The sequence below is a fragment of the Kaistia soli DSM 19436 genome (assembly GCF_900129325.1).
GTDB lineage: Bacteria > Pseudomonadota > Alphaproteobacteria > Rhizobiales > Kaistiaceae > Kaistia > Kaistia soli.
This window is the reverse complement of record NZ_FQUP01000005.1, coordinates 1-22,830: the sequence shown is the minus strand read 5'-3', so window position 1 is coordinate 22,830 and position 22,830 is coordinate 1. Positions and strand designations below refer to the sequence as shown.

At 63.9% G+C, this 22,830-nt stretch carries 35 protein-coding genes; 3 read left to right on the top strand and 32 right to left on the bottom strand.

What is annotated here, in order from left to right; all coding sequences use genetic code 11:
• Complete coding sequence (locus BUB39_RS19665) at positions 1 to 1,113, bottom strand: S-(hydroxymethyl)glutathione dehydrogenase/class III alcohol dehydrogenase (protein WP_073057098.1); 1,113 nt, start codon at positions 1,111 to 1,113, stop codon at positions 1 to 3.
• A gap of 164 nt (positions 1,114 to 1,277) precedes the next feature.
• Here BUB39_RS19665 and BUB39_RS19660 point away from each other — a divergent pair, with 164 nt between their 5' ends.
• Positions 1,278 to 2,756 carry a DHA2 family efflux MFS transporter permease subunit gene (locus BUB39_RS19660; protein ID WP_073057095.1) on the top strand — a complete coding sequence of 493 codons (1,479 nt, stop codon included), beginning with the start codon at positions 1,278 to 1,280 and terminating at the stop codon, positions 2,754 to 2,756.
• A 3-nt stretch (positions 2,757 to 2,759) separates the two neighbouring features.
• On the opposite strand, the gene BUB39_RS19655 is transcribed toward BUB39_RS19660, so the two are convergent.
• The 3 genes from BUB39_RS19655 to BUB39_RS19645 all read right to left on the bottom strand — a co-directional run bounded on the left by BUB39_RS19655 (position 2,760) and on the right by BUB39_RS19645 (position 6,190).
• On the bottom strand, positions 2,760 to 3,380 hold the full coding sequence (locus BUB39_RS19655; RefSeq protein WP_073057092.1) for a glutathione S-transferase family protein: 621 nt from the start codon (positions 3,378 to 3,380) through the stop codon (positions 2,760 to 2,762).
• Positions 3,381 to 3,462: 82 nt separating this feature from the next.
• The gene (locus BUB39_RS19650) at positions 3,463 to 4,743 is read right to left on the bottom strand and encodes a replication-associated recombination protein A (protein ID WP_425292924.1); all 1,281 of its coding nucleotides are present in this window, start codon (positions 4,741 to 4,743) and stop codon (positions 3,463 to 3,465) included.
• 28 nt (positions 4,744 to 4,771) lie between these two features.
• Positions 4,772 to 6,190 carry a DegQ family serine endoprotease gene (locus tag BUB39_RS19645; protein WP_073057086.1) on the bottom strand — a complete coding sequence of 473 codons (1,419 nt, stop codon included), beginning with the start codon at positions 6,188 to 6,190 and terminating at the stop codon, positions 4,772 to 4,774.
• Between the two features lie 208 nt (positions 6,191 to 6,398).
• On the opposite strand from BUB39_RS19645, the gene BUB39_RS19640 reads away from it, so the two are divergent.
• Both BUB39_RS19640 and BUB39_RS19635 read left to right on the top strand, forming a co-directional pair.
• Positions 6,399 to 7,388: a hypothetical protein gene (locus BUB39_RS19640; RefSeq protein ID WP_073057083.1), complete on the top strand. Its 990-nt coding sequence runs from the start codon at positions 6,399 to 6,401 to the stop codon at positions 7,386 to 7,388.
• 44 nt (positions 7,389 to 7,432) lie between these two features.
• The gene (locus BUB39_RS19635) at positions 7,433 to 8,131 is read left to right on the top strand and encodes a hypothetical protein (RefSeq protein ID WP_073057081.1); all 699 of its coding nucleotides are present in this window, start codon (positions 7,433 to 7,435) and stop codon (positions 8,129 to 8,131) included.
• Between the two features lie 71 nt (positions 8,132 to 8,202).
• On the opposite strand, the gene rplQ is transcribed toward BUB39_RS19635, so the two are convergent.
• From rplQ to BUB39_RS19495, 28 genes are all read right to left on the bottom strand, one after another.
• A complete protein-coding gene (rplQ, locus tag BUB39_RS19630) occupies positions 8,203 to 8,634 on the bottom strand; it encodes a 50S ribosomal protein L17 (protein ID WP_073057078.1) in 432 nt (143 codons plus the stop codon).
• A 50-nt stretch (positions 8,635 to 8,684) separates the two neighbouring features.
• Positions 8,685 to 9,701 (bottom strand): DNA-directed RNA polymerase subunit alpha, encoded by a 1,017-nt coding sequence (locus BUB39_RS19625; protein ID WP_073057076.1) that lies wholly within the window; start codon positions 9,699 to 9,701, stop codon positions 8,685 to 8,687.
• Between the two features lie 120 nt (positions 9,702 to 9,821).
• Positions 9,822 to 10,211: a 30S ribosomal protein S11 gene (gene rpsK / locus BUB39_RS19620; RefSeq protein ID WP_073057073.1), complete on the bottom strand. Its 390-nt coding sequence runs from the start codon at positions 10,209 to 10,211 to the stop codon at positions 9,822 to 9,824.
• Between the two features lie 79 nt (positions 10,212 to 10,290).
• Positions 10,291 to 10,659, bottom strand: coding sequence for a 30S ribosomal protein S13 (gene rpsM, locus BUB39_RS19615; protein ID WP_073057070.1), 369 nt, complete (start codon positions 10,657 to 10,659; stop codon positions 10,291 to 10,293).
• 151 nt (positions 10,660 to 10,810) lie between these two features.
• Positions 10,811 to 11,416: an adenylate kinase gene (locus BUB39_RS19610; protein WP_073057067.1), complete on the bottom strand. Its 606-nt coding sequence runs from the start codon at positions 11,414 to 11,416 to the stop codon at positions 10,811 to 10,813.
• A complete protein-coding gene (gene secY, locus BUB39_RS19605; protein WP_073057064.1) occupies positions 11,413 to 12,744 on the bottom strand; it encodes a preprotein translocase subunit SecY in 1,332 nt (443 codons plus the stop codon). The genes BUB39_RS19610 and secY overlap by 4 nt, the downstream gene beginning before the upstream one ends.
• A gap of 112 nt (positions 12,745 to 12,856) precedes the next feature.
• Positions 12,857 to 13,348, bottom strand: coding sequence for a 50S ribosomal protein L15 (rplO, locus tag BUB39_RS19600; protein ID WP_073057061.1), 492 nt, complete (start codon positions 13,346 to 13,348; stop codon positions 12,857 to 12,859).
• A gap of 20 nt (positions 13,349 to 13,368) precedes the next feature.
• On the bottom strand, positions 13,369 to 13,578 hold the full coding sequence (gene rpmD, locus BUB39_RS19595) for a 50S ribosomal protein L30 (protein WP_073057058.1): 210 nt from the start codon (positions 13,576 to 13,578) through the stop codon (positions 13,369 to 13,371).
• A 28-nt stretch (positions 13,579 to 13,606) separates the two neighbouring features.
• The gene (gene rpsE, locus BUB39_RS19590; RefSeq protein WP_073057053.1) at positions 13,607 to 14,152 is read right to left on the bottom strand and encodes a 30S ribosomal protein S5; all 546 of its coding nucleotides are present in this window, start codon (positions 14,150 to 14,152) and stop codon (positions 13,607 to 13,609) included.
• A 49-nt stretch (positions 14,153 to 14,201) separates the two neighbouring features.
• Positions 14,202 to 14,558: a 50S ribosomal protein L18 gene (gene rplR / locus BUB39_RS19585; RefSeq protein ID WP_073057050.1), complete on the bottom strand. Its 357-nt coding sequence runs from the start codon at positions 14,556 to 14,558 to the stop codon at positions 14,202 to 14,204.
• A gap of 11 nt (positions 14,559 to 14,569) precedes the next feature.
• Positions 14,570 to 15,103 (bottom strand): 50S ribosomal protein L6, encoded by a 534-nt coding sequence (rplF, locus tag BUB39_RS19580; protein WP_073057046.1) that lies wholly within the window; start codon positions 15,101 to 15,103, stop codon positions 14,570 to 14,572.
• Between the two features lie 39 nt (positions 15,104 to 15,142).
• The gene (gene rpsH / locus BUB39_RS19575; RefSeq protein WP_073057043.1) at positions 15,143 to 15,541 is read right to left on the bottom strand and encodes a 30S ribosomal protein S8; all 399 of its coding nucleotides are present in this window, start codon (positions 15,539 to 15,541) and stop codon (positions 15,143 to 15,145) included.
• Between the two features lie 13 nt (positions 15,542 to 15,554).
• The gene (gene rpsN, locus BUB39_RS19570) at positions 15,555 to 15,860 is read right to left on the bottom strand and encodes a 30S ribosomal protein S14 (protein WP_073057042.1); all 306 of its coding nucleotides are present in this window, start codon (positions 15,858 to 15,860) and stop codon (positions 15,555 to 15,557) included.
• Between the two features lie 24 nt (positions 15,861 to 15,884).
• A complete protein-coding gene (rplE, locus tag BUB39_RS19565; protein ID WP_073057040.1) occupies positions 15,885 to 16,442 on the bottom strand; it encodes a 50S ribosomal protein L5 in 558 nt (185 codons plus the stop codon).
• The gene (rplX, locus tag BUB39_RS19560; RefSeq protein ID WP_073057037.1) at positions 16,435 to 16,752 is read right to left on the bottom strand and encodes a 50S ribosomal protein L24; all 318 of its coding nucleotides are present in this window, start codon (positions 16,750 to 16,752) and stop codon (positions 16,435 to 16,437) included. Before rplX ends, rplE begins: the two co-directional genes overlap by 8 nt.
• A complete protein-coding gene (gene rplN / locus BUB39_RS19555; RefSeq protein WP_029075463.1) occupies positions 16,752 to 17,120 on the bottom strand; it encodes a 50S ribosomal protein L14 in 369 nt (122 codons plus the stop codon). Before rplN ends, rplX begins: the two co-directional genes overlap by 1 nt.
• A 71-nt stretch (positions 17,121 to 17,191) precedes the next feature.
• Entirely contained in the window at positions 17,192 to 17,440 is a 249-nt protein-coding gene (rpsQ, locus tag BUB39_RS19550; RefSeq protein WP_073057034.1) for a 30S ribosomal protein S17, read from the bottom strand.
• 10 nt (positions 17,441 to 17,450) lie between these two features.
• On the bottom strand, positions 17,451 to 17,651 hold the full coding sequence (gene rpmC, locus BUB39_RS19545) for a 50S ribosomal protein L29 (protein WP_073057032.1): 201 nt from the start codon (positions 17,649 to 17,651) through the stop codon (positions 17,451 to 17,453).
• 25 nt (positions 17,652 to 17,676) lie between these two features.
• On the bottom strand, positions 17,677 to 18,090 hold the full coding sequence (rplP, locus tag BUB39_RS19540; protein WP_073057029.1) for a 50S ribosomal protein L16: 414 nt from the start codon (positions 18,088 to 18,090) through the stop codon (positions 17,677 to 17,679).
• A 34-nt stretch (positions 18,091 to 18,124) separates the two neighbouring features.
• Positions 18,125 to 18,838 (bottom strand): 30S ribosomal protein S3, encoded by a 714-nt coding sequence (rpsC, locus tag BUB39_RS19535; RefSeq protein WP_073057026.1) that lies wholly within the window; start codon positions 18,836 to 18,838, stop codon positions 18,125 to 18,127.
• The gene (rplV, locus tag BUB39_RS19530; RefSeq protein WP_073057023.1) at positions 18,838 to 19,218 is read right to left on the bottom strand and encodes a 50S ribosomal protein L22; all 381 of its coding nucleotides are present in this window, start codon (positions 19,216 to 19,218) and stop codon (positions 18,838 to 18,840) included. The genes rpsC and rplV overlap by 1 nt, the downstream gene beginning before the upstream one ends.
• Before the next feature lies 1 nt (position 19,219).
• Positions 19,220 to 19,498, bottom strand: coding sequence for a 30S ribosomal protein S19 (gene rpsS, locus BUB39_RS19525; protein ID WP_073057020.1), 279 nt, complete (start codon positions 19,496 to 19,498; stop codon positions 19,220 to 19,222).
• A gap of 12 nt (positions 19,499 to 19,510) precedes the next feature.
• A complete protein-coding gene (gene rplB, locus BUB39_RS19520) occupies positions 19,511 to 20,347 on the bottom strand; it encodes a 50S ribosomal protein L2 (protein ID WP_073057018.1) in 837 nt (278 codons plus the stop codon).
• 22 nt (positions 20,348 to 20,369) lie between these two features.
• Positions 20,370 to 20,663, bottom strand: coding sequence for a 50S ribosomal protein L23 (locus BUB39_RS19515; protein WP_073057016.1), 294 nt, complete (start codon positions 20,661 to 20,663; stop codon positions 20,370 to 20,372).
• Positions 20,660 to 21,280, bottom strand: a complete 621-nt coding sequence (gene rplD, locus BUB39_RS19510) for a 50S ribosomal protein L4 (RefSeq protein WP_073057013.1) — start codon at positions 21,278 to 21,280, stop codon at positions 20,660 to 20,662. The genes BUB39_RS19515 and rplD overlap by 4 nt, the downstream gene beginning before the upstream one ends.
• Positions 21,280 to 21,990 carry a 50S ribosomal protein L3 gene (gene rplC, locus BUB39_RS19505; RefSeq protein ID WP_073057011.1) on the bottom strand — a complete coding sequence of 237 codons (711 nt, stop codon included), beginning with the start codon at positions 21,988 to 21,990 and terminating at the stop codon, positions 21,280 to 21,282. Before rplC ends, rplD begins: the two co-directional genes overlap by 1 nt.
• 16 nt (positions 21,991 to 22,006) lie before the next feature.
• A complete protein-coding gene (gene rpsJ, locus BUB39_RS19500) occupies positions 22,007 to 22,315 on the bottom strand; it encodes a 30S ribosomal protein S10 (RefSeq protein ID WP_018184903.1) in 309 nt (102 codons plus the stop codon).
• Positions 22,316 to 22,378: 63 nt separating this feature from the next.
• A partial coding sequence (locus BUB39_RS19495) for an EF-Tu C-terminal domain-related protein (RefSeq protein WP_342169433.1) occupies positions 22,379 to 22,830 on the bottom strand: 452 nt, incomplete at its 5' end.

Below are 22,830 nucleotides of genomic sequence, written 5' to 3'. Positions count from 1 at the left end.
CTAGTAGAGGACGACCGAGCGGATCGACTTGCCCTCATGCATCATGTCGAAGGCGGTATTGATCTCGTCGAGCGGCATGGTGTGGGTGATGAGATCGTCGATATTGATCTTGCCCTCCATGTACCAGTCGACGATCTTCGGAACGTCTGTGCGGCCGCGCGCGCCGCCAAAGGCCGAGCCGCGCCAGACACGACCCGTGACGAGCTGGAACGGCCGGGTCGATATCTCCGTGCCAGACGGCGCCACGCCGATGATGATGGATTCGCCCCAGCCGCGATGGCAGCATTCGAGCGCTTGCCGCATCGTATGGACATTGCCGATGCATTCGAAGGAGAAGTCGGCACCGCCACCGGTCAGATCGACGATCGCCTGCACGACCTTGTCACGACCGACCTCGTCCGGATTGACGAAATGCGTCATGCCGAACTTCCTGGCCATCTCGACCTTGCCGGGATTGAGATCGACGCCGATTATCTTGTCGGCGCCAACCATGCGTGCGCCCTGGATCACATTGAGCCCGATGCCGCCGAGGCCGAACACCACGACATTGGCACCCGCCCAGACCTTCGCGGTGTAGACCACCGCGCCGATGCCCGTCGTGACGCCGCAGCCGATGTAGCAGATCTTGTCGAACGGCGCGTCCTCGCGAACCTTGGCGACGGCGATCTCCGGCAGCACCGTGAAGTTCGAGAAGGTCGAGGTGCCCATATAGTGGAACACTTGCTCGCCGGAGCAGGAGAAGCGGGTCGTCGAATCGGGCATCAGGCCCTGTCCCTGTGTCGAGCGGATCGACGTGCAGAGATTGGAGCGGCGCGACAGGCAGGTTTTGCAGTTGCGACATTCGGGCGTGTAGAGCGGGATCACGTGGTCGCCGACCTTCACCGAAGTGACGCCAGCGCCGATCTCGCGGACGATGCCCGCGCCCTCATGGCCGAGAATCGCGGGGAATTTGCCCTCGGAATCGAGCCCCGACAGCGTATAGGCGTCGGTGTGGCAGACGCCGGTCGCCATGATCTCGACCAGCACTTCGCCAGGGCGCGGCCCGTCAATATCGATGGTTTCGATGGTCAGCGGCTTGTTGGCTTCCCAAGCGACGGCGGCGCGGGTCTTCATGAGCGATCCCTCTCTCTTGTCGAATCCTCGTCCCGGCGAGGTTCAGTTCTTGTCCAGCTTACACGGGGCGCCGAACCGCAGGGAAGACCGCACGAGAGTCGTTCCACCGACTGCCCGCTCCATGCTAGCCATTGTATGCAATCAGGACGTCGGGGGACGATAGGATGGACGGGGCAGCGCCCGAAGCGTCGCGTGGAGACCCGAAGACGGGGCAGCCGACAACTGGCGCAGCACCTTCGCAGGGCGCCAATCCCTGGCCGATTGTCGCGATCACCTGCATCGGCGCGGCGATGGGCCAGTTCGACGCCAGCGTGGTTCAACTCGCGCTGCCCGATCTCGCAGTGACCTTCCAGACCCGGGAAACGCTCGCAAGCTGGGTCGCGCTTGCCTATGTACTCGCTTTTTCCGCCGCGCTTCCCGTCTTCGGTCGCCTCTGCGAAATGTTCGGGCGCAAGAAGCTCTATCTCGCCGGCATCCTCGTCTTCGTGGCCGCCTCTGCGCTCTGTGCCATGGCCACCAGCCTGCCGGAATTGATCGCCTTCCGCATCCTGCAGGGAATTGGCGGCGCGAGCCTCGGCGCCAATTCGATCGTGATTCTCAATCGCGCGGCCGGCAAGGAGCTTCGGGCGCGCGCCATGGGCTATTTTTCCGCCGCCCAGGCGGTCGGCGTCAGCCTCGGGCCGATCGCCGGCGGCCTGCTGCTCGGCTTCTTCGGCTGGCAGGCGATCTTCTGGGTCACGGTGCCGATCGGCCTCCTCGGTGCCGTGGCGGGCTGGCTGATCCTGCCTGATGACATGGAGCGCGACCTGCGCCCGTTTGACTGGCAGGGCGCACTGTTACTCGGTCCCGCGCTCGTTTCGCTGGTGCTCGTCCTCAATCACATCGCCGATTGGGGCCTCACCTCGTTGCCCTCGCTCGCCTTCGGCATCGGCGGCGTCGCGCTACTGGCGCTGTTCATCCTGAGGGAAAAGCGCACCGCCTCGCCTCTCGTCAATCTCGATATCTTCACGTCGAAGCCGTTCTCGCTCGGCGTTCTCGCCGTGCTGCTCTCGTATGCGCTGCTCTATGGCATGTTCTATTTGATGTCCTATGCCGCGATCCGCGGGTTGCATGAGACCCCGACGCGCGCAGGCCTCCGCCTCTCGGCTATCCCGATCGCGCTCGGCATCGCAGCCCCTTTTGCCGGCGCGCTGGTCAAGCGCCATGGCACGGCAACGCTGGCGCTGTTCGGCATGACATTGGCTGCGGCAGCGCTCTTGACGCTCTCGATGGTCGCGCTGGAAGCGACGCCCTCGCGCGCCGTCGGCATGGTGGCGCTTGCCGTCTTCGGCGCCGGTCTCGGCTTCTTCATGGCCCCGAACAACAGCGCCACCATGGGCTCGGCGCCGCCCGCCTTCTCCGGCGAGGCCGGCGCCCTGATCAACCTTGCCCGCATGCTTGGCGTCAGCCTCGGCGTCGCCTCATCCGCCTCGATGCTGCGCTGGCGGACAGAGGTCATCGCCGGGGCCAGCGACAAGGACATATTCTTCTACGGCCACCCGATGCTGGGCGCCGTCGAGACCAGCTTCGGCCTGCTCTTCGTGCTCGCGCTGATCGCCGCCGCCGCAACCTGGTGGCGCCGCCGCCTCGCGCCGGAGCGGTGAGGCTCAGGCCGGCGGGCTGAAGGCCTGCGCAATTTCCTGGAAGACCGGCAGCGCCTCGCAACGCTCGGCATGGGCCAACAGCGCCGGATGATTGCCAAAGAGATCGGTATGCACGTCGCGCAGGAATCGGAGCGCGCAGGCGACCGCTATGTCGGCATGGCCTATGCGATCGCCATACCACCATGTCGTGGTGCGTGCCGCCCGCTCCTGCTCCAGGGCATCGAGAACATCATGGATCTGCGCCTTGCAGCGAGCCACCCAGACGTCCGACTTCTCCTTGTGCAGAACGCCCTCGTAAAAGAGGATCACCGCCTTGTCGGCAAGCCCGGTCGCCAGAGCCGCGGTCTTGAGAGCCCGACGCCGGTCGGGACCATGATCGGCGATCATCGCCCTGTCAGGGCCGACCTCCTCATCCAAAAAGTCGAGGATCGCCGCGCTCTCGATCAGCACCTCGCCGCTGTCGAGCACCAAAGTTGGCACGCGGCGAAGCGGATTGTAGGCCGCAATCTTCTCGGCATCGCCGAAGCTTGACCAAGGCCGATGCTCGAAATCGATCTCATAAAGCCGGAGCGCAACGCCAACGCGGCGGACGAACGGCGAGTCGTATTGGCCGATAAGGAACATGCGAGCGGCTCCGGAACGATTGAACGCCGTATCCGGGCATGCGGGCAGCCTCAGCGTCAAGCCCGACAACAGGCGAGCAGCTCTATCCGCCGCGCTCGTTTCTCAGCTTCGCCCAATAGTCCATCCGCTTCCGGATCTCGCGCTCGAAGCCGCGCTCAACCGGCTCGTAGAAGGACTGTCGGCCAAGGGCATCCGGGAAATAGTTCTGGCCAGAGAAGGCGTCGGGCTCATCGTGATCGTAGCGGTAGCCCTCGCCGTAGCCCTCCGTCTTCATCAGCTTCGTCGGCGCGTTCAGGATGGTCTTCGGCGGCAGCAGCGAGCCGCCCTGCTTGGCCGCCTGCGTCGCCGCCTTGAAGGCCGTGTAGACGGCATTCGATTTCGGCGCTGTCGCGAGATAGACAGCCGCCTGCGCGAAAGCGAGCTCGCCCTCCGGACTGCCGAGATAGTCGTAGGCATCCTTCGCCGCGTTGGCGATGACGAGCGCCTGAGGGTCGGCAAGGCCGATATCCTCGACCGCCATCCGGACTAGCCGACGCCCGAGATAGAGCGGATCCTCGCCCGCATCGAACATGCGCGCGAGATAATAGAGCGCCGCGTCAGGATCGGAGCCGCGCACCGATTTGTGCAGCGCCGAGATCAGATTGTAGTGCCCGTCCTGGCCCTTGTCGTAGATCGGCGCCCGGCGCTGGACGATCTCCTGCAGGCCGGCCGCATCGAAGATCTCGCCCGGCTGCGCCGCGCGCCACACCTCTTCGGCGAGCGTCAGCGAGGCGCGCCCGTCGCCGTCCGCCATACGGATCAAAACCTCGCGCGCCTCCTCATCGAGCGGCAAGGGTCGCTGCTCCACCGCTTCGGCGCGGGCGAGAAGCTGCGCGATCGAATCTGGTCCATGCGAATGAAAGACCAGCACCCGCGCCCTCGAGAGCAGCGCCGCATTGAGCTCAAAGGACGGGTTCTCGGTGGTGGCGCCGACCAGCGTCACCGTGCCGTCCTCCATCACCGGCAGGAAGCTGTCCTGCTGCGCGCGGTTGAAGCGGTGGATCTCGTCGACGAAGAGCAACGTGCCCTTGCCGATCTGCCGCCGCGCCCGGGCCTGCTCGAACACCTTCTTGAGGTCGGCGACCCCTGAGAAAACAGCCGAGACCTGCTCGAAATGCAGATCCGTCTCGCCGGCGAGCAACCGTGCCACCGTCGTCTTGCCGGTGCCAGGCGGCCCCCAGAAAATCATCGAGCCGAGCGAGCCAGAATTCAGCATGCGCGTCAGCGCGCCGGACGTGCCGACGAGGTGGTCCTGCCCGACAACGTCAGACAGCTTTTCGGGGCGCAGACGATCGGCGAGCGGCCGTGGCGCCGCCCGCTCCATGCCAGCCGCCTCGAAAAGATTGCTCACGTCATCCTCCGATCGTCGAGCGAATGAGCCTTCCGTCGCGCTCGATCGTCAACCGCCAGAGATCAGCCGGCCGCCCCGTCATCGCCGCCAGTGTCCGCGTCGCATCGACCGCCTGGCCGTTGACCTCGACGACGACGTCGCCGGCCTGGAAACCGACGCTTGCCGCGATTGAACCGTCATCAACCTTCTCGATCAGCACACCCTTGGTCCGCCGTCCCTTATAGCCGGTATCGGCGATCACGGCTGGAGAGAGATTGACGACCGTCGCACCCTGGAACGGCGATTCCGATTTCAGCGTCAGTTCCTCGCGCGGCGGGATCTCGGGTGCCGACGCCAATACGATCGTGGCATTCGCCGGCTTGCCGCCGCGCAGCAGTCCGAGTTGCACAGAGGCGCCGATCCCCTTGGTCACCAGGCGATAGTTGAGCCCATTCGGATCGTCGATGTCGATCCCGTCGGCGCTGACGACGAGGTCGCCGGCCGTGAGCCCTGCCTTCTCGGCCGGACTGCCATCAGTCACGCCCGCGACCAGCGCGCCATGCGGCCGATCGAGCCCAAGTCCATCCGCAAGATCCGGCGTCACCTGCTGGAACTCGGCGCCAATCCACGGCAGACGAACCTTGCCATCGGAGAGCGCCGCCTTGGTGATCACCTGGACCATGTTGGAGGGAATGGCGAAGCCGATGCCAATCGAGCCGCCGGAGCGCGAATAGATGGCGGTGTTGATGCCGACGAGGCGGCCGTCCATGTCGACGAGCGCACCACCGGAGTTGCCCGGATTAATCGCTGCATCCGTCTGGATATAGAACTGATAGTCAGCGGCGCCGACCTGCGTGCGGGCAAGCGCCGAGACGATACCGCTCGTCACGGTCTGCCCGACGCCGAACGGATCACCGATGGCCAGAACGAGATCGCCAACGGCGAGCGCATCGCTGTCGGCGAATTCGACGACCGGGAACGGTCCGGCGGCACCCTTGAGCCTCAGAACGGCAAGGTCCATCCGCTCGTCCTTGAGGACGATGTCGGCCGCGAGCTCCCGCTTGTCCGAAAGAGCGACCTTGACCTCATCGGCATTGGCGATGACGTGATAATTCGTCACCACGATGCCCGACTTGTCGATGATCACGCCCGAGCCAAGCGACTGCTGGATCCGCGTGCGCGGCGCTCCCCCGCCTCCACCGCCGAAGAACTGGCGGAAGAAGGGATCGTCCATGAAGGGCGAGACCCGCTGCTGCACGACGCGCGAGGCATAGACATTGACGACAGCGGGCGAGACCCGCTTCACCAACGGCGCGAACGAATAGCGAAGCGCCGCCTCGGATGGCGGAATGCTCGGCGCAGCCGCTTCGGCCGCCAGTGGTGCCAGGCCCGGCAGAAGCAATCCGGCGAGAGCCAAAGCCATCATCACGCGTGCCCGCATGCGCCCAATCTCCATGTTGTTGCCAAGAGACGACGATTCGCCATCAATTGAGGCGAGCCCGTGACGCGTTGGCTCAATGAATCCGCCAATGATCACTGAGCGGCTTGGCACAGCCGCTTCGCCGGTAGAGCATCACCTTTCGCCTGATTCGGGGGCTTGGCGGGATGCTCGCCATCTGGATAATGGCCGAGGGGCGAGAAGGAAACCGATGCTCTGGGTTCTGCTGTTCATCGCCGGCCTGATGATCCTGCTTGTCGGGGTCATGTCCCTGATTCTGAAAGGCCCGCGGCTCGTCAACAGCCTGCTGGCTTCGCTCGGCGTCGTGGTGCTGGTTTCCGGCGCCGGTGGCGTGATCTTCAAGCCGCGCCTCCCAGCCTTCGATGTCGCGAGCCTGCCCCTGCCCGCGCCCGCGGCGCCCGAGCCCGAGTCGCAACCGGATCCCGAGCCCCTGCCAGCGCCCGCCATGATCACGCCGAGCGAACCTACCCCGGCGCAGCAGCCCTCGGTGCTCCCCGCGCCCGCATCGGCGAAGGACGAGTCGCAGTTGGCACCGATCAAGCTGCCGGCGCCGCTTTCCGTCCCCACGACCACCGTTGTCGGCACGGAGACGGACCCGCTGACCGACACATCGGCCACGCCGCCCCAAACGCCTGCTCCCGAGCCGACGCCGGCGCCCGCGACGCCGGCCCAACCGCCACCGCCAACCGAAGCGGAGAAGCTCGCTGCACTGGCGCCGCAGCAGACCCGCGAAGAGTCGGCCTTCACCAAGGCCGTCTCCGACGCGCGCACCGAATATGATAAGGCCGGCGATGACGATCGAGCCTCTGTGCAGTCCAGCCGCGCCGCGGACATCTGCGCAGCCGTCAAGAAGCCCGACATCCAGGGCTGGGTCGGCACCGTGAAGGAGCTCGACCGGGATCCCGGCGGCCGCACGATTCTCTCGATCGCCCTGCCGGATGGCACGCTTGTGAAGACCTGGAACAATGCGATGTCGGATATCGACGACAAGACGCTGATACTCGCCGGGACGCCTCTGGCCGCAGCCGTCGGCAAGCTCGCCGTGGGCGATGCCGTCCGCTTCTCGGGCTCGTTCTTCCCCGACGACCCCGACTGTTTCCGCTCGAGCCGCCTGTCGCTGGACCAGTCCATGACCGAACCAAGCTTCCTCTTCCGCTTCGCAAGCTTCGACAAGCTTTGAGGACGGGCAGAGCATTCGTCGACTTCATCGCGGGAATCATCTCAATGTCGCGTCGCCTGATCGCTGCAACGGCCCTTGCCGCGGCGCTGCATCTCGCTGGCCTCGGCCAGACGTTTGCACGTGCGGCTGAGCACCAGGCTTGGCCCGATACCGCGGTGACGCGGCTGGCAGCGCTGGCCCTCATCCAGACGCTGAACGCAGAGTTGCTCTCCAGCCCCTCCGCCACCCTGACACTTGACCGCTGGTGCAACACGCACGCGCTGGCGCCGGCCGGATCGAAGATCATCGCCGAGCGGATAACGGGACAGGACAAGGCCGCAGACCCCGAAATCCGCGAACGGCTCGAAGCAGCGCCAGACGAGGCGGTCGCTTACAGGCGCGTGCGCCTTACCTGCGGCACGCACGTCCTCTCGGAAGCCGACAACTGGTACCTGCCGGCTCGTCTCACTGACGAGATGAACCAAGCCCTCGAGACCACGAGCACCAGCTTCGGACGCGTGGTCGCGCCGCTCCGGTTCACGCGCACCACTCTCGACGCAACTCTCCTTTGGCAGCCGCTGCCCGAGACCTGGGCGCTGCAGCCGATCGCGCCGGCGACGAAAGCTTCGTCGCCGCTGGCGATCCCCGATTTCCTGCTGCGTCACCGTGCCGTGCTGAAGCGCGCCGACGGGCGGCCCTTCAGCCTCGTCGTCGAGAGCTACACGGGCAATATCCTCGCCTTTCCGGCGCCCGCCATTCCATAAAGCTAGCGACCGCAAACGAAAAAGGGCGGCCTCTCGGCCGCCCTTCGAATTCTGCGATCGCGCGCCCGAAATCAGGCGGCGACGCTCTCGCCCTGCGCCTCTTCGGCGGCCGCCCGGGCACGATCCGAAGCGCCCTTGGCATCCACATCGCGCTCGACGAACTCGATGACCGCAACCGGCGCATTGTCGCCATGGCGGAAGCCAGCCTTGAGAACGCGGGTGTAACCACCCTGACGCTCCTTGTAGCGCGGCCCAAGCGTGTCGAACAGCTTGGCAGCAGCCGCGACGTCGCGCAGCTGCGCGATCGCCTGGCGACGCGCGTGCAAATCGCCGCGCTTGCCGAGCGTGATGAGCTTCTCGACGATCGGGCGAAGATCCTTCGCCTTCGGCAGGGTCGTGGTGATCTGCTCGTGGGTGATCAGCGCCACGGCCATATTGGCGAACATCGCCTTACGGTGGCTGGCGGTGCGGCTGAACTTGCGGCCGGAATTACCGTGGCGCATGGCTCTCTCCTCAGTTTCTAGACCGGCGGCTCACGCCGTGGGTCGGGATCTCAATAATGGTCTTCGTAACGCTTGGCGAGTTCTTCGATGTTCTCCGGCGGCCAGTTCGTGACCTCCATGCCGAGATGGAGACCCATCTGGGCGAGAACTTCCTTGATCTCGTTCAGCGACTTGCGACCAAAGTTCGGAGTCCGGAGCATCTCGGCTTCGGTCTTCTGGATGAGGTCGCCGATATAGACGATGTTGTCGTTCTTGAGGCAGTTGGCCGAACGCACCGAAAGCTCGAGCTCGTCAACCTTCTTGAGCAGCGCAGGATTGAAGGCGAGTTCCGGAATGCTCTCCGTCGTCGTCTCCTTCTGCGGCTCTTCGAAATTGACGAAGATCGACAGCTGGTCCTGAATGATACGCGCTGCATAGGCAACGGCATCGTCAGGGCGCAGCGAGCCGTCGGTCTCGACCGTCAGGGTCAGCTTGTCGTAATCGAGAACCTGGCCCTCGCGGGTGTTCTCGACGCGGTACGACACCTTCTTGACCGGCGAATAGATGCTGTCGACCGGAATGAGGCCGATCGGGGCATCCTCGGGACGGTTCCGGTCGGCCGGCACGTAACCTTTGCCGGTGTTGACCGTGAACTCCATGCGGATCTCGGCGCCATCGTCGAGGGTGCAGAGCACCAGCTCGGGATTGAGAACCTCGATATCGCCAACCGTCTGGATGTCGCCAGCGGTGACGACGCCAGGTCCCTGCTTCCGGACGACCATGCGCTTCGGGCCGTCGCCCTGCATCTTGATCGCGATTTCCTTGATGTTGAGGATGATGTCAGTGACATCCTCACGCACGCCGGCAATCGACGAGAATTCATGCAGCACGCCGTCGATCTGCACCGCGGTCACCGCGGCGCCCTGAAGCGACGACAGCAGCACGCGACGCAGGGCGTTGCCGAGCGTCAGGCCAAAGCCCCGCTCCAGAGGCTCGGCCACGACGGTTGCCAGGCGCTTCGGATCGGAGCCCGGCGCAACCTCGAGCTTGTTCGGCTTGATCAGCTCTTGCCAATTCTTATGGATCACGACCGTATCCTTTCGATCTCAAGCGCCACCGTTGGAACCGGAGACGCGACACCCCGGAGACACCGACGGGCGGAATGCCGATGCGCGAATGCCGGCGCCCGAAGGCGCCGGCCCGGGTCGTCAGACACGACGACGCTTGCGCGGACGGCAGCCATTGTGAGCGATCGGCGTGACGTCGCGGATGGAGGTGATGGTGAAGCCGGCGGCCTGCAGTGCGCGCAGAGCCGACTCACGGCCCGAACCGGGTCCCGAAACCTCGACTTCCAGCGTCTTCATGCCGTGCTCGGCGGCCTTCTTGCTCGCGTCCTCGGCCGCCATCTGAGCGGCGTACGGGGTCGACTTACGCGAGCCCTTGAAGCCCATCATGCCGGCGGACGACCAGGAAATGGTGTTCCCCTGCGCATCGGTGATGGTGATCATGGTGTTGTTGAACGTCGAATTCACATGCGCGACGCCGGAGGAAATGTTCTTGCGCTCGCGGCGGCGAATGCGCGTCGTGTCCTTAGCCATTCTCTATCCTTAGGTTCGATCTCGACACCGCCGTAATGCCGGCGGCTCCACCGGGGGCCTAGCGCCCCAATCTCGTCTCTTACTTCTTCTTGCCGGCGATCGGCTTGGCCGGACCCTTGCGGGTGCGCGCATTGGTATGCGTGCGCTGGCCGCGAACCGGCAGGCCACGACGGTGACGCAGGCCGCGATAGCAGCCAAGGTCCATCAGGCGCTTGATGTTCATCGCGACTTCGCGGCGCAAATCGCCCTCGACGACGTAATCGCGGTCGATCGCTTCGCGGATCTGCAGGACTTCGGCGTCTGAAAGTTCGTTGACGCGGCGCGACGGGTCGATGTTGACCTTCGTCACGATGTCCTGGGCATGCTTCGCGCCGATGCCATGGATATACTGCAGCGCGATGATCACGCGCTTGTTCGTCGGAATATTAACGCCTGCGATACGGGCCATTGCCGTCTCCATGTCAGCCACATCGAAACAATGCGGCGGTTATGTCCGCGTCCGGTGGAGGCCGGCCCATGCGAACGAAATCGTCATAAGCAAGCGACGCCGTCCCTGAAACAGGGGACGTCGCCACCCGAAAAGTAAAGAGGCGCGACCCTTATCGGCTCGCGACCGCTTCGTCAAGAGGAGCGACGACTTTTTCAATGTCGCCCCAGACTTCATCGATCGGACGCATGCCATCAATCTCGATGAGACGGCCCCGCGCCTTGTAGTAAGGCGAAATCGCCGCCGTATCACGCTGATAGGCAGCAAGCCGGGTCTTGAACACCTCGGGATCGTCGTCCTTGCGAACTGGCTCACCCCGCGCCTTGGTTTCATCCGCGCGCTTGACGATCCGTTCGATCAATTTTGAATGGTCAACCTTCAGCTCGACGACGAGATCGAGCTTGAGGCCCTTGCTGGCCAACATGGCTTCCAGGGCATCAGCCTGGGCGATGGTCCGAGGGAAACCATCGAGAATGAAGCCCTTCCGCGCATCCGGCAGCTCGATCCGGTCTGCGACGATGCCGATGACGACATCGTCCGAGACCAGATTGCCGGCATCCATGATCGCCTTTGCGCGTACACCGATCGGCGTACCCGCGGCGACCGCAGCGCGCAGCATGTCGCCAGTCGAAAGCTGCGGAATTCCGTACTGCTTCACGAGACGAGCAGACTGTGTGCCCTTACCAGCCCCCGGTGGTCCGAGCAGGATCAGTCTCATCGCCTCTTCCCCTTCAGCTTCGACTTCTTGACGAGCCCTTCATACTGATGCGCAAGCAGGTGGCCTTGCACCTGCGACACGGTGTCCATCGTCACGTTGACCACGATGAGCAGCGAGGTTCCGCCGAAATAGAAGGGCACGTGGGTCGCCGAAATCAGGAATTCCGGCAGGAGGCAGACAATCACCAGATAGATCGCGCCAAGCACCGTGATTCGCGTCAGCACGTAGTCGATATATTCGGCTGTGCGCTGGCCCGGACGGATGCCCGGAATGAAGCCGCCATGCTTCTTCAGATTGTCGGCCGTGTCGGAAGGATTGAACACGATCGCGGTGTAGAAGAAGGCGAAGAACACGATCATCGCAGCGTAGAGCGCCATGTAGAGGATCGTGCCGTGGCCGAGCAGCGCGACGATGCTGTTGAACCAGCCGGGCCCCTTGCCCTGCGAGAAGTTGGCGATCGTGGCCGGCAACAACAGCAGCGACGAGGCGAAGATCGGCGGGATGACGCCCGAGGTGTTCAGCTTCAGCGGCAGGTGCGAAGACTCGCCCTGGAACATCCGGTTGCCAACCTGGCGCTTCGGATACTGGATGATCAGGCGGCGCTGGGCGCGCTCCATGAACACGATGAACAGGATCGCCGCGATGGCCACGATGGCAACCAGCAGGACGACCCAGGCCGGAAGCGCACCCTGCCGGCTCAGATCGAGCATACCAGCGAGCGCATGCGGCAGGTTCGCCACGATGCCGGCGAAGATGATGAGCGAGATGCCGTTGCCGATGCCGCGCGACGTGATCTGCTCGCCGAGCCACATCAGGAACATCGTGCCGCCTGTCAGGGTCAGCACAGCCGTGATGCGGAAGAAGAGACCAGGATCGATGACGATATTGGTGCCACCCTCGAGGCCAACCGAAATGCCGTAGGCCTGAACGACGGCCAGCAGCACGGTGCCATAACGGGTGTACTGATTAATGATCTTGCGACCCGCCTCGCCTTCCTTCTTCAGGGCGTCGAGCGACGGTATGATCGACGTCATCAGCTGAATGATGATCGACGCCGAGATATACGGCATGATTCCGAGCGCAAAGATCGCCATGCGTCCGACGGCACCGCCGGAGAACATGTTGAACAGGCCCAGGATGCCGGACTGCTGGTTGTTGAACGCGCTCGCCAGCGCTTCCGGATTGATGCCCGGCAGCGGGATATAGGTCCCGAGGCGATATACGATGAGCGCGCCCAGCGTGAACCAGATGCGCTTCTTGAGAGCATCGGCCTTGGCGAACGCGCCAAAATTGAGGTTGGCCGCAAGTTGTTCAGCCGCAGATGCCATTCGCCGCTCCGATCGGACCCGCAGGACGGGATCCTATGTCCATCGAGGGACATAAACTGGGCTTTCGGAGACGCCGCATCAAGCGGCGTCCCGACGATAGGTGCGATATGTCTCAGGACGCCGCGGCGGCGTCCTCGACCGTCTTCGCCACGAGCACCTTGACGGTGCCGCCAGCCTTCTCGATCGCCTCGAGCGCAGGCTTCGACGCACCGGCGACTTCGAAGGTCACTGCGGTGGTCAGCTCGCCATTGCCGAGGATGCGAACGCCATCCTTGACGCGGCGGATGACGCCGGCTTCCTTGAGCGCCTCAGCGGTAACGGCCTTCGAGGCGTCCAGCTTGCCCGCCGCGATGGCGGTCTGGATGCGGCCGAGGCCGACCTCGTTGAAGTCGAGCGCGAAGATGTTGTTGAAGCCGCGCTTCGGCAGGCGCCGATGCAGCGGCATCTGGCCACCCTCGAAGCCCTTGATGGCGACGCCGGTACGGGACTTCTGGCCCTTGACGCCGCGTCCGCCCGTCTTGCCCTTGCCGGAGCCGATGCCACGGCCGACGCGAATGCGCGACTTGTGGGCACCCGGATTGTCGTTGATCTCGTTGAGCTTCATCGGACTGGTCCTTCTATGACTCAGGTCTCGTCCACAACGCGGACGAGGTGAGCCACCTTGGCGATCATGCCGCGAACCGCAGGCGTGTCCTGCAGCGTCGAACGGCGACGGATCCGGTTGAGGCCGAGGCCGATCAGCGTCGCGCGCTGTTCGGCCGGCCGGCGAATCGGGCTGGCGGTCTGTTCGACGATCAGCGTCTTGGCAGCCGCGCCTTCGGTCTTCTTAGCCATCGGTCAATTCCTCGAATGGTGACGGCTATCAGGCTTCGGCGGTCGCTTCAGCGTCACCGCCGCGGCGGGACTGAAGCACCGAAACCTTGATACCGCGGCGCGATGCCACGCTGCGCGGGCTGTCCTCAGCCGCAAGCGCGGCGAAGGTGGCACGCACCATGTTATACGGGTTCGACGAACCCATCGACTTGGCGACGACGTCCTGGACGCCGAGCGTCTCGAACACCGCACGCATCGGGCCGCCGGCGATGATGCCGGTGCCGGGAGGCGCAGCGCGCAGGAACACGCGGCCGGCGCCATGGCGACCGAACACGTCGTGATGCAGCGTACGGCCGTCGCGCAGCGGAACGCGAACCAGCGCCCGCTTTGCCGCTTCCGTCGCCTTGCGGATCGCTTCCGGCACTTCACGCGCCTTGCCGTGTCCGAAGCCGACACGGCCCTTCTGGTCGCCGACGACGACGAGGGCCGCAAAGCCGAACCGCCGGCCGCCCTTCACCACCTTCGCGACGCGATTGATGTGAACGAGCTTGTCGACGAATTCGCTGTCGCGCTCTTCCCGCTGCTCTCTGGCCATCGAAATCCCAATCGTCCTGTTGTTCCGTTAGACGCGCGTCAGGGGCGCATCAGAAATCGAGGCCGCCCTCGCGTGCCCCGTCGGCCAGCGCCTTGACGCGGCCGTGGAAAAGATATGACCCGCGGTCGAACACGACCGCCGTGACACCGGCAGCCTTCGCCCGCTCGGCGACAAGCTTGCCGACTGCTTCAGCGGCAGCCTTGTCGGCTCCGGTCTTCAGCGAGGCGCGCAGATCCTTTTCGAGGGTCGAGGCAGCCGCGAGCGTGCGACCGTCGGCATCGTCGATCACCTGGGCGTAAATATGCTCCGACGAGCGGTGCACGCTGAGGCGCGGACGCCCCGATGCGACCTTGCGGAGCGCACGGCGGACACGCGCTGCGCGCCGGTCCTTCTGAGTGTTGGCCATGACGGTCTCCGTTACTTCTTCTTGCCTTCCTTGCGGAAGATCGTTTCGGTCGCATATTTCACGCCCTTGCCCTTGTAAGGCTCGGGACCGCGGAAGTCGCGGATTTCTGCAGCGACCTGACCGACCCGCTGCCGATCCGTACCCGAGACGAGAATCTCGGTCGGCTTGGCGCACTGGATCGTGATCCCTGCCGGGATCGGATAGACTACGTCGTGGCTATATCCAAGCGCCAGTTGCAGGTTTGTCCCCTGAACCGCCGCACGATAGCCGACGCCGTTGATCTCAAGCTTCTTGGAGAAGCCGTCGGTCACGCCCTTCATCAGGTTCGCGATCATCGTCCGCGACATGCCCCAGGCGGCGCGAGCCGGCTTGGACCCGTCACGCGGCGAAACCTGAATACCGCCATCCGTCATTTCAACGGAGACATGATCCGTGAAGTCGAAGGAGAGTTCCCCCTTCGGCCCCTTCACGGAGACCGTCTGGCCATTGATGGTGGTCGTGACGCCCTTCGGCACCGCCACCGGCTTTTTACCAATACGAGACATCAGACCAATCCGTCCGGTTCGTGTTGCGCCAAGGCCAGATCAGAATACCTGGCAGAGAACTTCTCCGCCGACATTCTGTTCACGGGCATCTGCATCCGACATCACGCCCTTCGGCGTGGACAGGATGGAGACACCGAGGCCATTCTTGACGCGCGGGATGCTCTTCACAGAGGCGTAGACGCGGCGACCCGGCTTCGAGACACGCTCGATTGTACGGATCACAGGCTCGCCGTCGAAATACTTCAGCTCGATCTCGAGCTCCGCCTTGCCATCGCCATGATCCACGGCGGCGAAGCCGCGGATGTAGCCTTCCTGCTGCAAGACTTCGAGAACGTTCTCGCGCAGCTTCGAGGACGGCGTCGAAACCTTCGACTGCCGGCGCATCTGGGCATTACGAATCCGGGTGAGCATATCACCCAAAGGATCGGTCATCGTCATCGGACCGTGCTCCCTACCAGCTCGACTTGACCAGGCCCGGGATAAGACCCAGCGACCCAAGTTCGCGCAAAGCGATACGCGACATCATCAGCTTGCGATAGACGCCGCGCGGGCGCCCCGTGACCGCGCACCGATTACGGATGCGGGTCGGCGAGGAATTGCGCGGAAGCTCCGCCAGCTTGAGGCGCGCCTGGAAGCGCTCCTCCAGCGGCAGGCTCTCGTCATTGGCGACAGCCTTCAGCTTGCTGCGGCGATTGGCGTACTGCTTCGCCAGATCCCGACGCCGGTTGTTCTTCTCGATGGAGCTCTTCTTAGCCATCTCGTCCTATCCTTTCCCGGCGACTTACTGGCGGAACGGGAAGTTGAGCGCCTTCAGAAGGGCGCGGGCTTCCTCATCCGTCTTGGCCGTGGTGCAGACGATGACGTCCATGCCCCAGACCTGGTCGACCTTGTCGTAGTTGATCTCCGGGAAAATGATGTGCTCCTTGATGCCCATGGCATAGTTGCCACGGCCGTCGAAGCTCTTCGGATTGAGACCCCGGAAGTCACGAACACGCGGAAGCGCGATCGTGACCAGGCGATCGAGGAACTCGTACATCCGCGCCTTGCGCAGCGTCACCTTGCCGCCGATCGGCATGAACTCGCGCACCTTGAAGGTGGCGATCGACTTGCGCGCCTTGGTGACAGCCGGCTTCTGGCCAGCGATCTGGGCGAGATCCGCGAGCGCCGTACCGACCTTCTTGGAGTCGTTCACCGCTTCGCCGATGCCCATGTTGAGCACGATCTTGTCGAGACGCGGGATTTGCATCGGATTGCCGTAGCCGAATTCGGCTGCGAGCTTCGAGCGAACCTCGTCCTCGTAGAACTTCTTGAGCCGCGGCTCGTAAGCTGCCTCAGCCATCGATCACTTCTCCCGAACGTTTTGCGACGCGTTGCTTGCGCCCGTCTTCGGATACCTTGAAACCAACCCGGGTCGGCTTGCCGTCCGTCGGATCCGCCACAGCGATATTCGACAGATGAATCGGCATCTCCTTGGAGACGATTCCGCCCTGCTCGCTCGCCGTCTGCTTCTGGTGCCGGCGGGCGATATTGACGCCGCGAACGACCGCGCGCTCCTCAGTCGGGAACACGGTCAGCACTTCGCCGGACTTGCCCTTGTCCTTGCCGGTCAGGACGACGACGTTGTCGCCTTTCTTGATCTTGGCAGCCATCACAGCACCTCTGGCGCGAGCGAGATGATCTTCATGTGGTTCTTCGCGCGCAGTTCGCGCGGAACCGGTCCGAAGATACGGGTCCCGATCGGCTCCTTCTGATTGTTGATCAGCACCGCCGCATTCTTGTCGAAGCGGATGACGCTGCCGTCGGGACGACGAATGTCCTTCGCGGTACGGACAACGACCGCCTTCATGACGTCGCCCTTCTTGACGCGACCCCGCGGGATCGCCTCCTTGATCGAGACGACAATGATGTCGCCGACCGAGGCGTATTTCCGCTTGGAACCGCCGAGAACCTTGATGCACATCACACGACGAGCGCCGGAATTATCCGCCACGTCGAGGTTAGTCTGCATCTGAATCATGACTGGCCGCCTGCTTTCTGGTCACTGCCCTCGCCCAACAGGCGAAAGCCGCGACAAACCTCTTCCGTGCGCTACTTGCCGTCCGACAATTCGGTGCCGAGCACGACCCAACGCTTGTTCTTCGAAATCGGCTTCGATTCTTCAATGAAGACCGTGTCGCCGACCTTGTATGTGTTGGCCTCGTCATGGGCCTGGTACTTCTTCGACCGGCGCACCGTCTTCTTCATGACGGGATGCGTGAAGCGGCGCTCGACCAGCACGACGACGGTCTTGTCATTCGTGTCGCTGACGACGCTGCCCTGCAGAACGCGTTTTGGCATATTCGCCTCCTCAGCTCTGATCTGCGCCGCGCTTCTGCGCGGCGATAGTCTTGATTCTCGCGATGTCGCGGCGAACTTGCCGGACTCGTGCGGTATTCTCGAGCTGCCCGGTCGCCCGCTGAAAGCGCAGGTTGAACTGCTCCTTCTTCAGGTTCGCGAGCTCTGTGTCGAGCTGATCGGCCGTCTGCAGCCGAACGTCCTTCGCCTTCATGGCTCTATCCTCGTCCGTACGCCGCTCAATCGGCGATGCGCTGTACGAAGCGCGTCTTGATCGGCAGCTTCGCCGCGCCGAGACGCAGCGCTTCGCGCGCGGTCTCCTCGTCGACGCCGTCCACCTCGAACATGATCCGTCCCGGCTTGACCCGCGACGCCCAGTATTCCGGCGCGCCCTTGCCTTTGCCCATTCGGACTTCGGTCGGCTTGGACGTGACCGGAACGTCCGGGAACACCCGGATCCAGACACGGCCGGCACGCTTCATCGCGCGGGTGATCGCGCGGCGAGCCGCCTCGATCTGCCGGGCGGTGACCCGCTCCGGCTCCATCGCCTTCAGCCCGAAACCGCCGAAGTTCAGGTCGGTGCCGCCCTTGGCGACGCCGTGGATCCTGCCCTTGAACTGCTTGCGGAACTTGGTGCGCTTCGGTTGCAGCATTTTCGTTCTCTCTCGGCTTCAGGTGCGGTAGCTGTCAGGCCGCGTTATCGCGACGACGACCGCTGCCCGAGCCCTGCTCGTTACCTTCCGTCTGGCGACGCTCGGACGCCATCGGGTCATGCTCAAGGATTTCGCCCTTGAAGATCCAGACCTTGATGCCGCACGTGCCATAGGCCGTGTGCGCAGTCGCCGTGCCGTAGTCGATATCGGCACGGAGCGTGTGCAGCGGCACGCGGCCCTCGCGGTACCATTCCAGACGCGCGATCTCGGCACCGCCAAGGCGGCCCGATGCGTTGATGCGGATGCCCTCGGCGCCGAGGCGCATCGCGGACTGCACCGAACGCTTCATCGCACGGCGGAACGCAACGCGGCGCTCCAGCTGCTGGGCGATCGAGGCGGCGACCAGGTTCGCGTCGATTTCCGGCTTGCGGACTTCAACGATATTGATGTGAACCTCGCTGTCGGTCAGCTTCGCAACAGTCTTGCGCAGCTTCTCGATATCAGCGCCCTTCTTGCCGATCACGATGCCGGGACGGGCCGAATGGATCGTCACGCGGCACTTCTTGTGCGGACGCTCGATCACGATCTTCGAGACCGCAGCCTGCTTCAGATCCTTCATCAGCACTTCGCGGATCTTCTGGTCCTCATGGAGCAAGCGGCCATATTCGCCCTTGTTGGCGAACCAGCGGCTGTCCCAGGTCCGATTGATACCGAGGCGGAGCCCGATCGGATTGACTTTCTGGCCCATTAAGCGGCCTCCCCAGCTTCACGCACGACGATCGTCAGGTGCGAAAACGGCTTCTCGATCCGGCCGACACGGCCACGAGCCCGCGGCGACCAGCGCTTCATCACCAGCGCCTTGCCAACGAACGCCTCGGCAACGACGAGAGCGTCGACGTCGAGATCATGGTTGTTCTCGGCGTTGGCGATCGCCGACTCGAGCGTCTTCTTGACGTCGCGAGCGATGCGCTTTTCGGAGAAGGTCAGGTCCGCAAGCGCGGCGCTGGCCTTCTTGCCGCGGATCAGTGCCGCGACCAGATTGAGCTTGCGCGGAGAGACACGGATCATGCGCGTGATCGCGCGCGCCTCGGTGTCCTTCAGCGCGCGTTCGCGCTTCGGCTTGCCCATCTTACTTCCTCTTCGCCTTCTTGTCGGCCGTGTGACCGTAGTAGGTGCGCGTCGGCGAGAACTCGCCGAACTTGTGACCGACCATGTCCTCGTTGACGATGACAGGAATGTGCTTCTGGCCGTTATAGACGCCGAAGGTCAGTCCCACGAACTGCGGAAGGATCGTGGAGCGACGGCTCCAGATCTTCACCACCTCGCTGCGGCCCGAAGAGCGGCTCTTCTCGGCCTTGCGCAGGAGATACCCGTCAACAAACGGGCCTTTCCAGATTGAACGAGCCACGAAAAGCCTCTCTTACTTGCCCTTGCGCAGATGACGGCTGCGCGCGATGAACTTGTCTGTCGACTTGTTGTTGCGGGTCTTTTTGCCCTTGGTCGGCTTGCCCCACGGGGTAACCGGATGACGGCCGCCCGACGTACGGCCTTCGCCGCCGCCATGCGGATGGTCGACCGGGTTCATGGCGACGCCGCGAACGCTCGGGCGCTTGCCGAGCCAGCGGTTGCGGCCAGCCTTACCGAGCGAGATATTGGAATGGTCCGGGTTCGACACCGCACCAACCGTCGCAACACAGGCCTGGCTCACCAGGCGCTGCTCGCCGGAATTGAGCCGCAGGATCGCCATGCCGCCATCGCGGCCGACATACTGCGCATAGGCACCGGCCGACCGTGCGATCTGACCGCCCTTGCCGGGCTTCATCTCGACATTGTGGACGATCGTGCCAACCGGCATCGCGCCGAGCGGCATGCAGTTGCCAGGCTTCACATCGGCCTGGGCCGCGGACACGACAGTATCGCCAATCGCCAGGCGCTGCGGCGCCAGGATGTAGCTCAGCTCGCCGTCCTCATACTTGATGAGGGCGATGAAAGCCGTGCGGTTCGGATCATATTCGATCCGCTCGACGACAGCCGTCATGTCGCGCTTGCGGCGCTTGAAGTCGACCAGGCGATAGGTGCGCTTGTGACCGCCGCCACGCCCATAGGCCGTGACGCGGCCGAGATTGTTGCGGCCGCCGCTCTGGCGGAGACCAACGGTCAGGCCCTTGACCGGCTTGCCGGCATAGAGCTCCGAGCGATCGACGAGGACGAGCTGGCGCTGTCCCGGCGTGGTCGGCTTGTAATGCTTGAGAGCCATGGCTTCAGCCTATTCTTCTGCTCTAGAGACCGGTCGAGACGTCGATCGACTGGCCCTCGGCCAGCGTCACAATCGCCTTCTTCAGGTCGCTCTGCTTGCCGACGATGCCCCGGAAGCGCTTCACCTTGCCCTTGCGGACGAGGGTGTTGACGCCGGTGACCTTGACCTTGAACAGCGCCTCGACGGCCGCCTTGATCTCGGGCTTGGTCGCGCTCTTCAGCACGTTGAAGACCACCTTGCCCTGCTCTGTCGCGATCGTTGACTTTTCGCTGAGCACCGGGCTGCGGATGATGTCGTAATGGGTCGGGTTGCTCATTTGAACCGCTCCTGCAGCGCTTCGACCGCAGCCTTGGTCAGCACGAGCTTCTCGCGGCGCAGAATGTCGTAGACGTTGATCCCCTGCACGGGCAGGACATCGATATGCGGGACGTTGCGCGCGGCCAGACCGAAATTCGTGTCAACCGTCGCACCGTCGATGATCAGCGCATTCGCCCAGCCGAGCTTGGCAAAACGCTCCTTGACCGCCTTCGTCTTCGCGGCGTCGAGAGCGACGTCGGCGACGATGACGAGATTCTCGCTGCGCGCCTTCGACGACAGCGCATGCTTCAGCGCCAGCTGGCGGAACTTCTTCGTCAGGTCATGCGCATGGCTGCGCACGACCGGACCGAAAGCCTTGCCACCGCCGCGGAACTGCGGCGCAGTCTTGGCACCGTGGCGAGCGCCGCCGGTACCCTTCTGCTTGTACATCTTCTTGGTCGTGCCCGAAATCTCGGAACGACCCTTCGACTTGTGCGTGCCAGCCTGGCGGCGAGCAAGCTGCCACCGGACCATGCGCTGCAGGATGTCGCTGCGCGGGTCGAGGCCGAAAATCTCGTCCGAGAGCGAGATCTCGCCAGCCGACGCGCCGTCAAGCGTGGTGACCTTGAGGTCCATCACTCGGACTCCTTCACTTCGACCGGAGCCGCGGCGCGCGACTTGAACGCGCCGGGGAACGGAACTTCCTTGGGAAGCGCGCGCTTCACAGCATCGCGCACCTCGATCCAGCCGCCCTTGGCGCCGGGAACGGCACCCTCGACCATGATCAGGCCACGCTCGGCATCCGTGCGCACAACCTTGAGGTTCTGCGTCGTCACGCGGGCATCGCCCATATGACCGGCCATCTTCTTGTTCTTGAAGACCTTGCCGGGATCCTGGCGCTGACCCGTCGAACCGTGAACACGGTGCGACAGCGAGTTACCATGAGTCGCACGGCCGCCGCGGAAATTATGCCGCTTCATGACGCCGGCGAAGCCCTTGCCGATCGACGTGCCCGACACGTCGACAAACTGGCCGACGACGAAGTGCTCGGCGGTCAGCTCAGCGCCGACCTCGATCAGGTTGTCAGGGCTCACACGGAACTCGGTGACCTTGCGCTTCGGCTCGACTTCGGCCGCCGCGAAATGTCCGCGCTCCGCCTTCGTCGTGTTCTTGACCTTCGCCAAGCCACTGCCGAGCTGCACCGCGGTGTAGCCGTTCTTGTCTTCCGTCCGATGGGCGACAACCTGACAGCTGTCGAGCTTCAGCACCGTGACCGGCACCTGCTCACCCGCATCCGTATAGATGCGGGTCATACCCACCTTCTGTACGATCAATCCAGAGCGCATCTTGTCCTCGCTCGCCTCAGAGCTTGATTTCGACGTCGACGCCGGCGGCCAGGTCGAGCTTCATCAGCGCGTCCACGGTCTGCGGGGTCGGATCGACGATGTCGAGAAGGCGCTTATGGGTGCGCATCTCGAACTGCTCACGGCTCTTCTTGTCGATATGCGGCGACCGGTTCACGGTGAACTTCTCGATCTGAGTCGGGAGCGGCACAGGGCCAACAACCCGCGCACCCGTACGCTTCGCCGTGTTCACAATCTCTCGCGTCGATGCATCGAGGATACGATGATCAAACGCTTTGAGCCGGATCCGGATATTCTGACCGTTCATCGATTTCTGTCCTTAAGTCACGAGGGCACGCGTTACCGCGTGCCCCGTCCGGAGCCTCGACTCTTACTTGATGATGCTAGCGACGACGCCGGCGCCGACGGTGCGGCCGCCTTCGCGGATAGCGAAGCGCAGCTTCTCTTCCATGGCGATCGGAACGATCAGCGTCACTTCCATCGAGACGTTATCGCCCGGCATCACCATTTCGACGCCTTCAGGCAGCGTGCACACGCCGGTCACATCCGTCGTGCGGAAGTAGAACTGCGGACGATAATTGGTGAAGAACGGCGTGTGACGGCCACCCTCCTCCTTCGTCAGGATATACGCCTCGGCCTTGAACACCGTATGCGGCGTCACCGAGCCGGGCTTGCACAGAACCTGGCCGCGCTCGACGCCTTCACGGTCGATGCCGCGCAGCAGCGCGCCGATATTGTCGCCAGCCTGGCCCTGGTCGAGCAGCTTGCGGAACATCTCGACGCCGGTCACCGTCGACTTCACCGTCGGACGAATGCCGACGA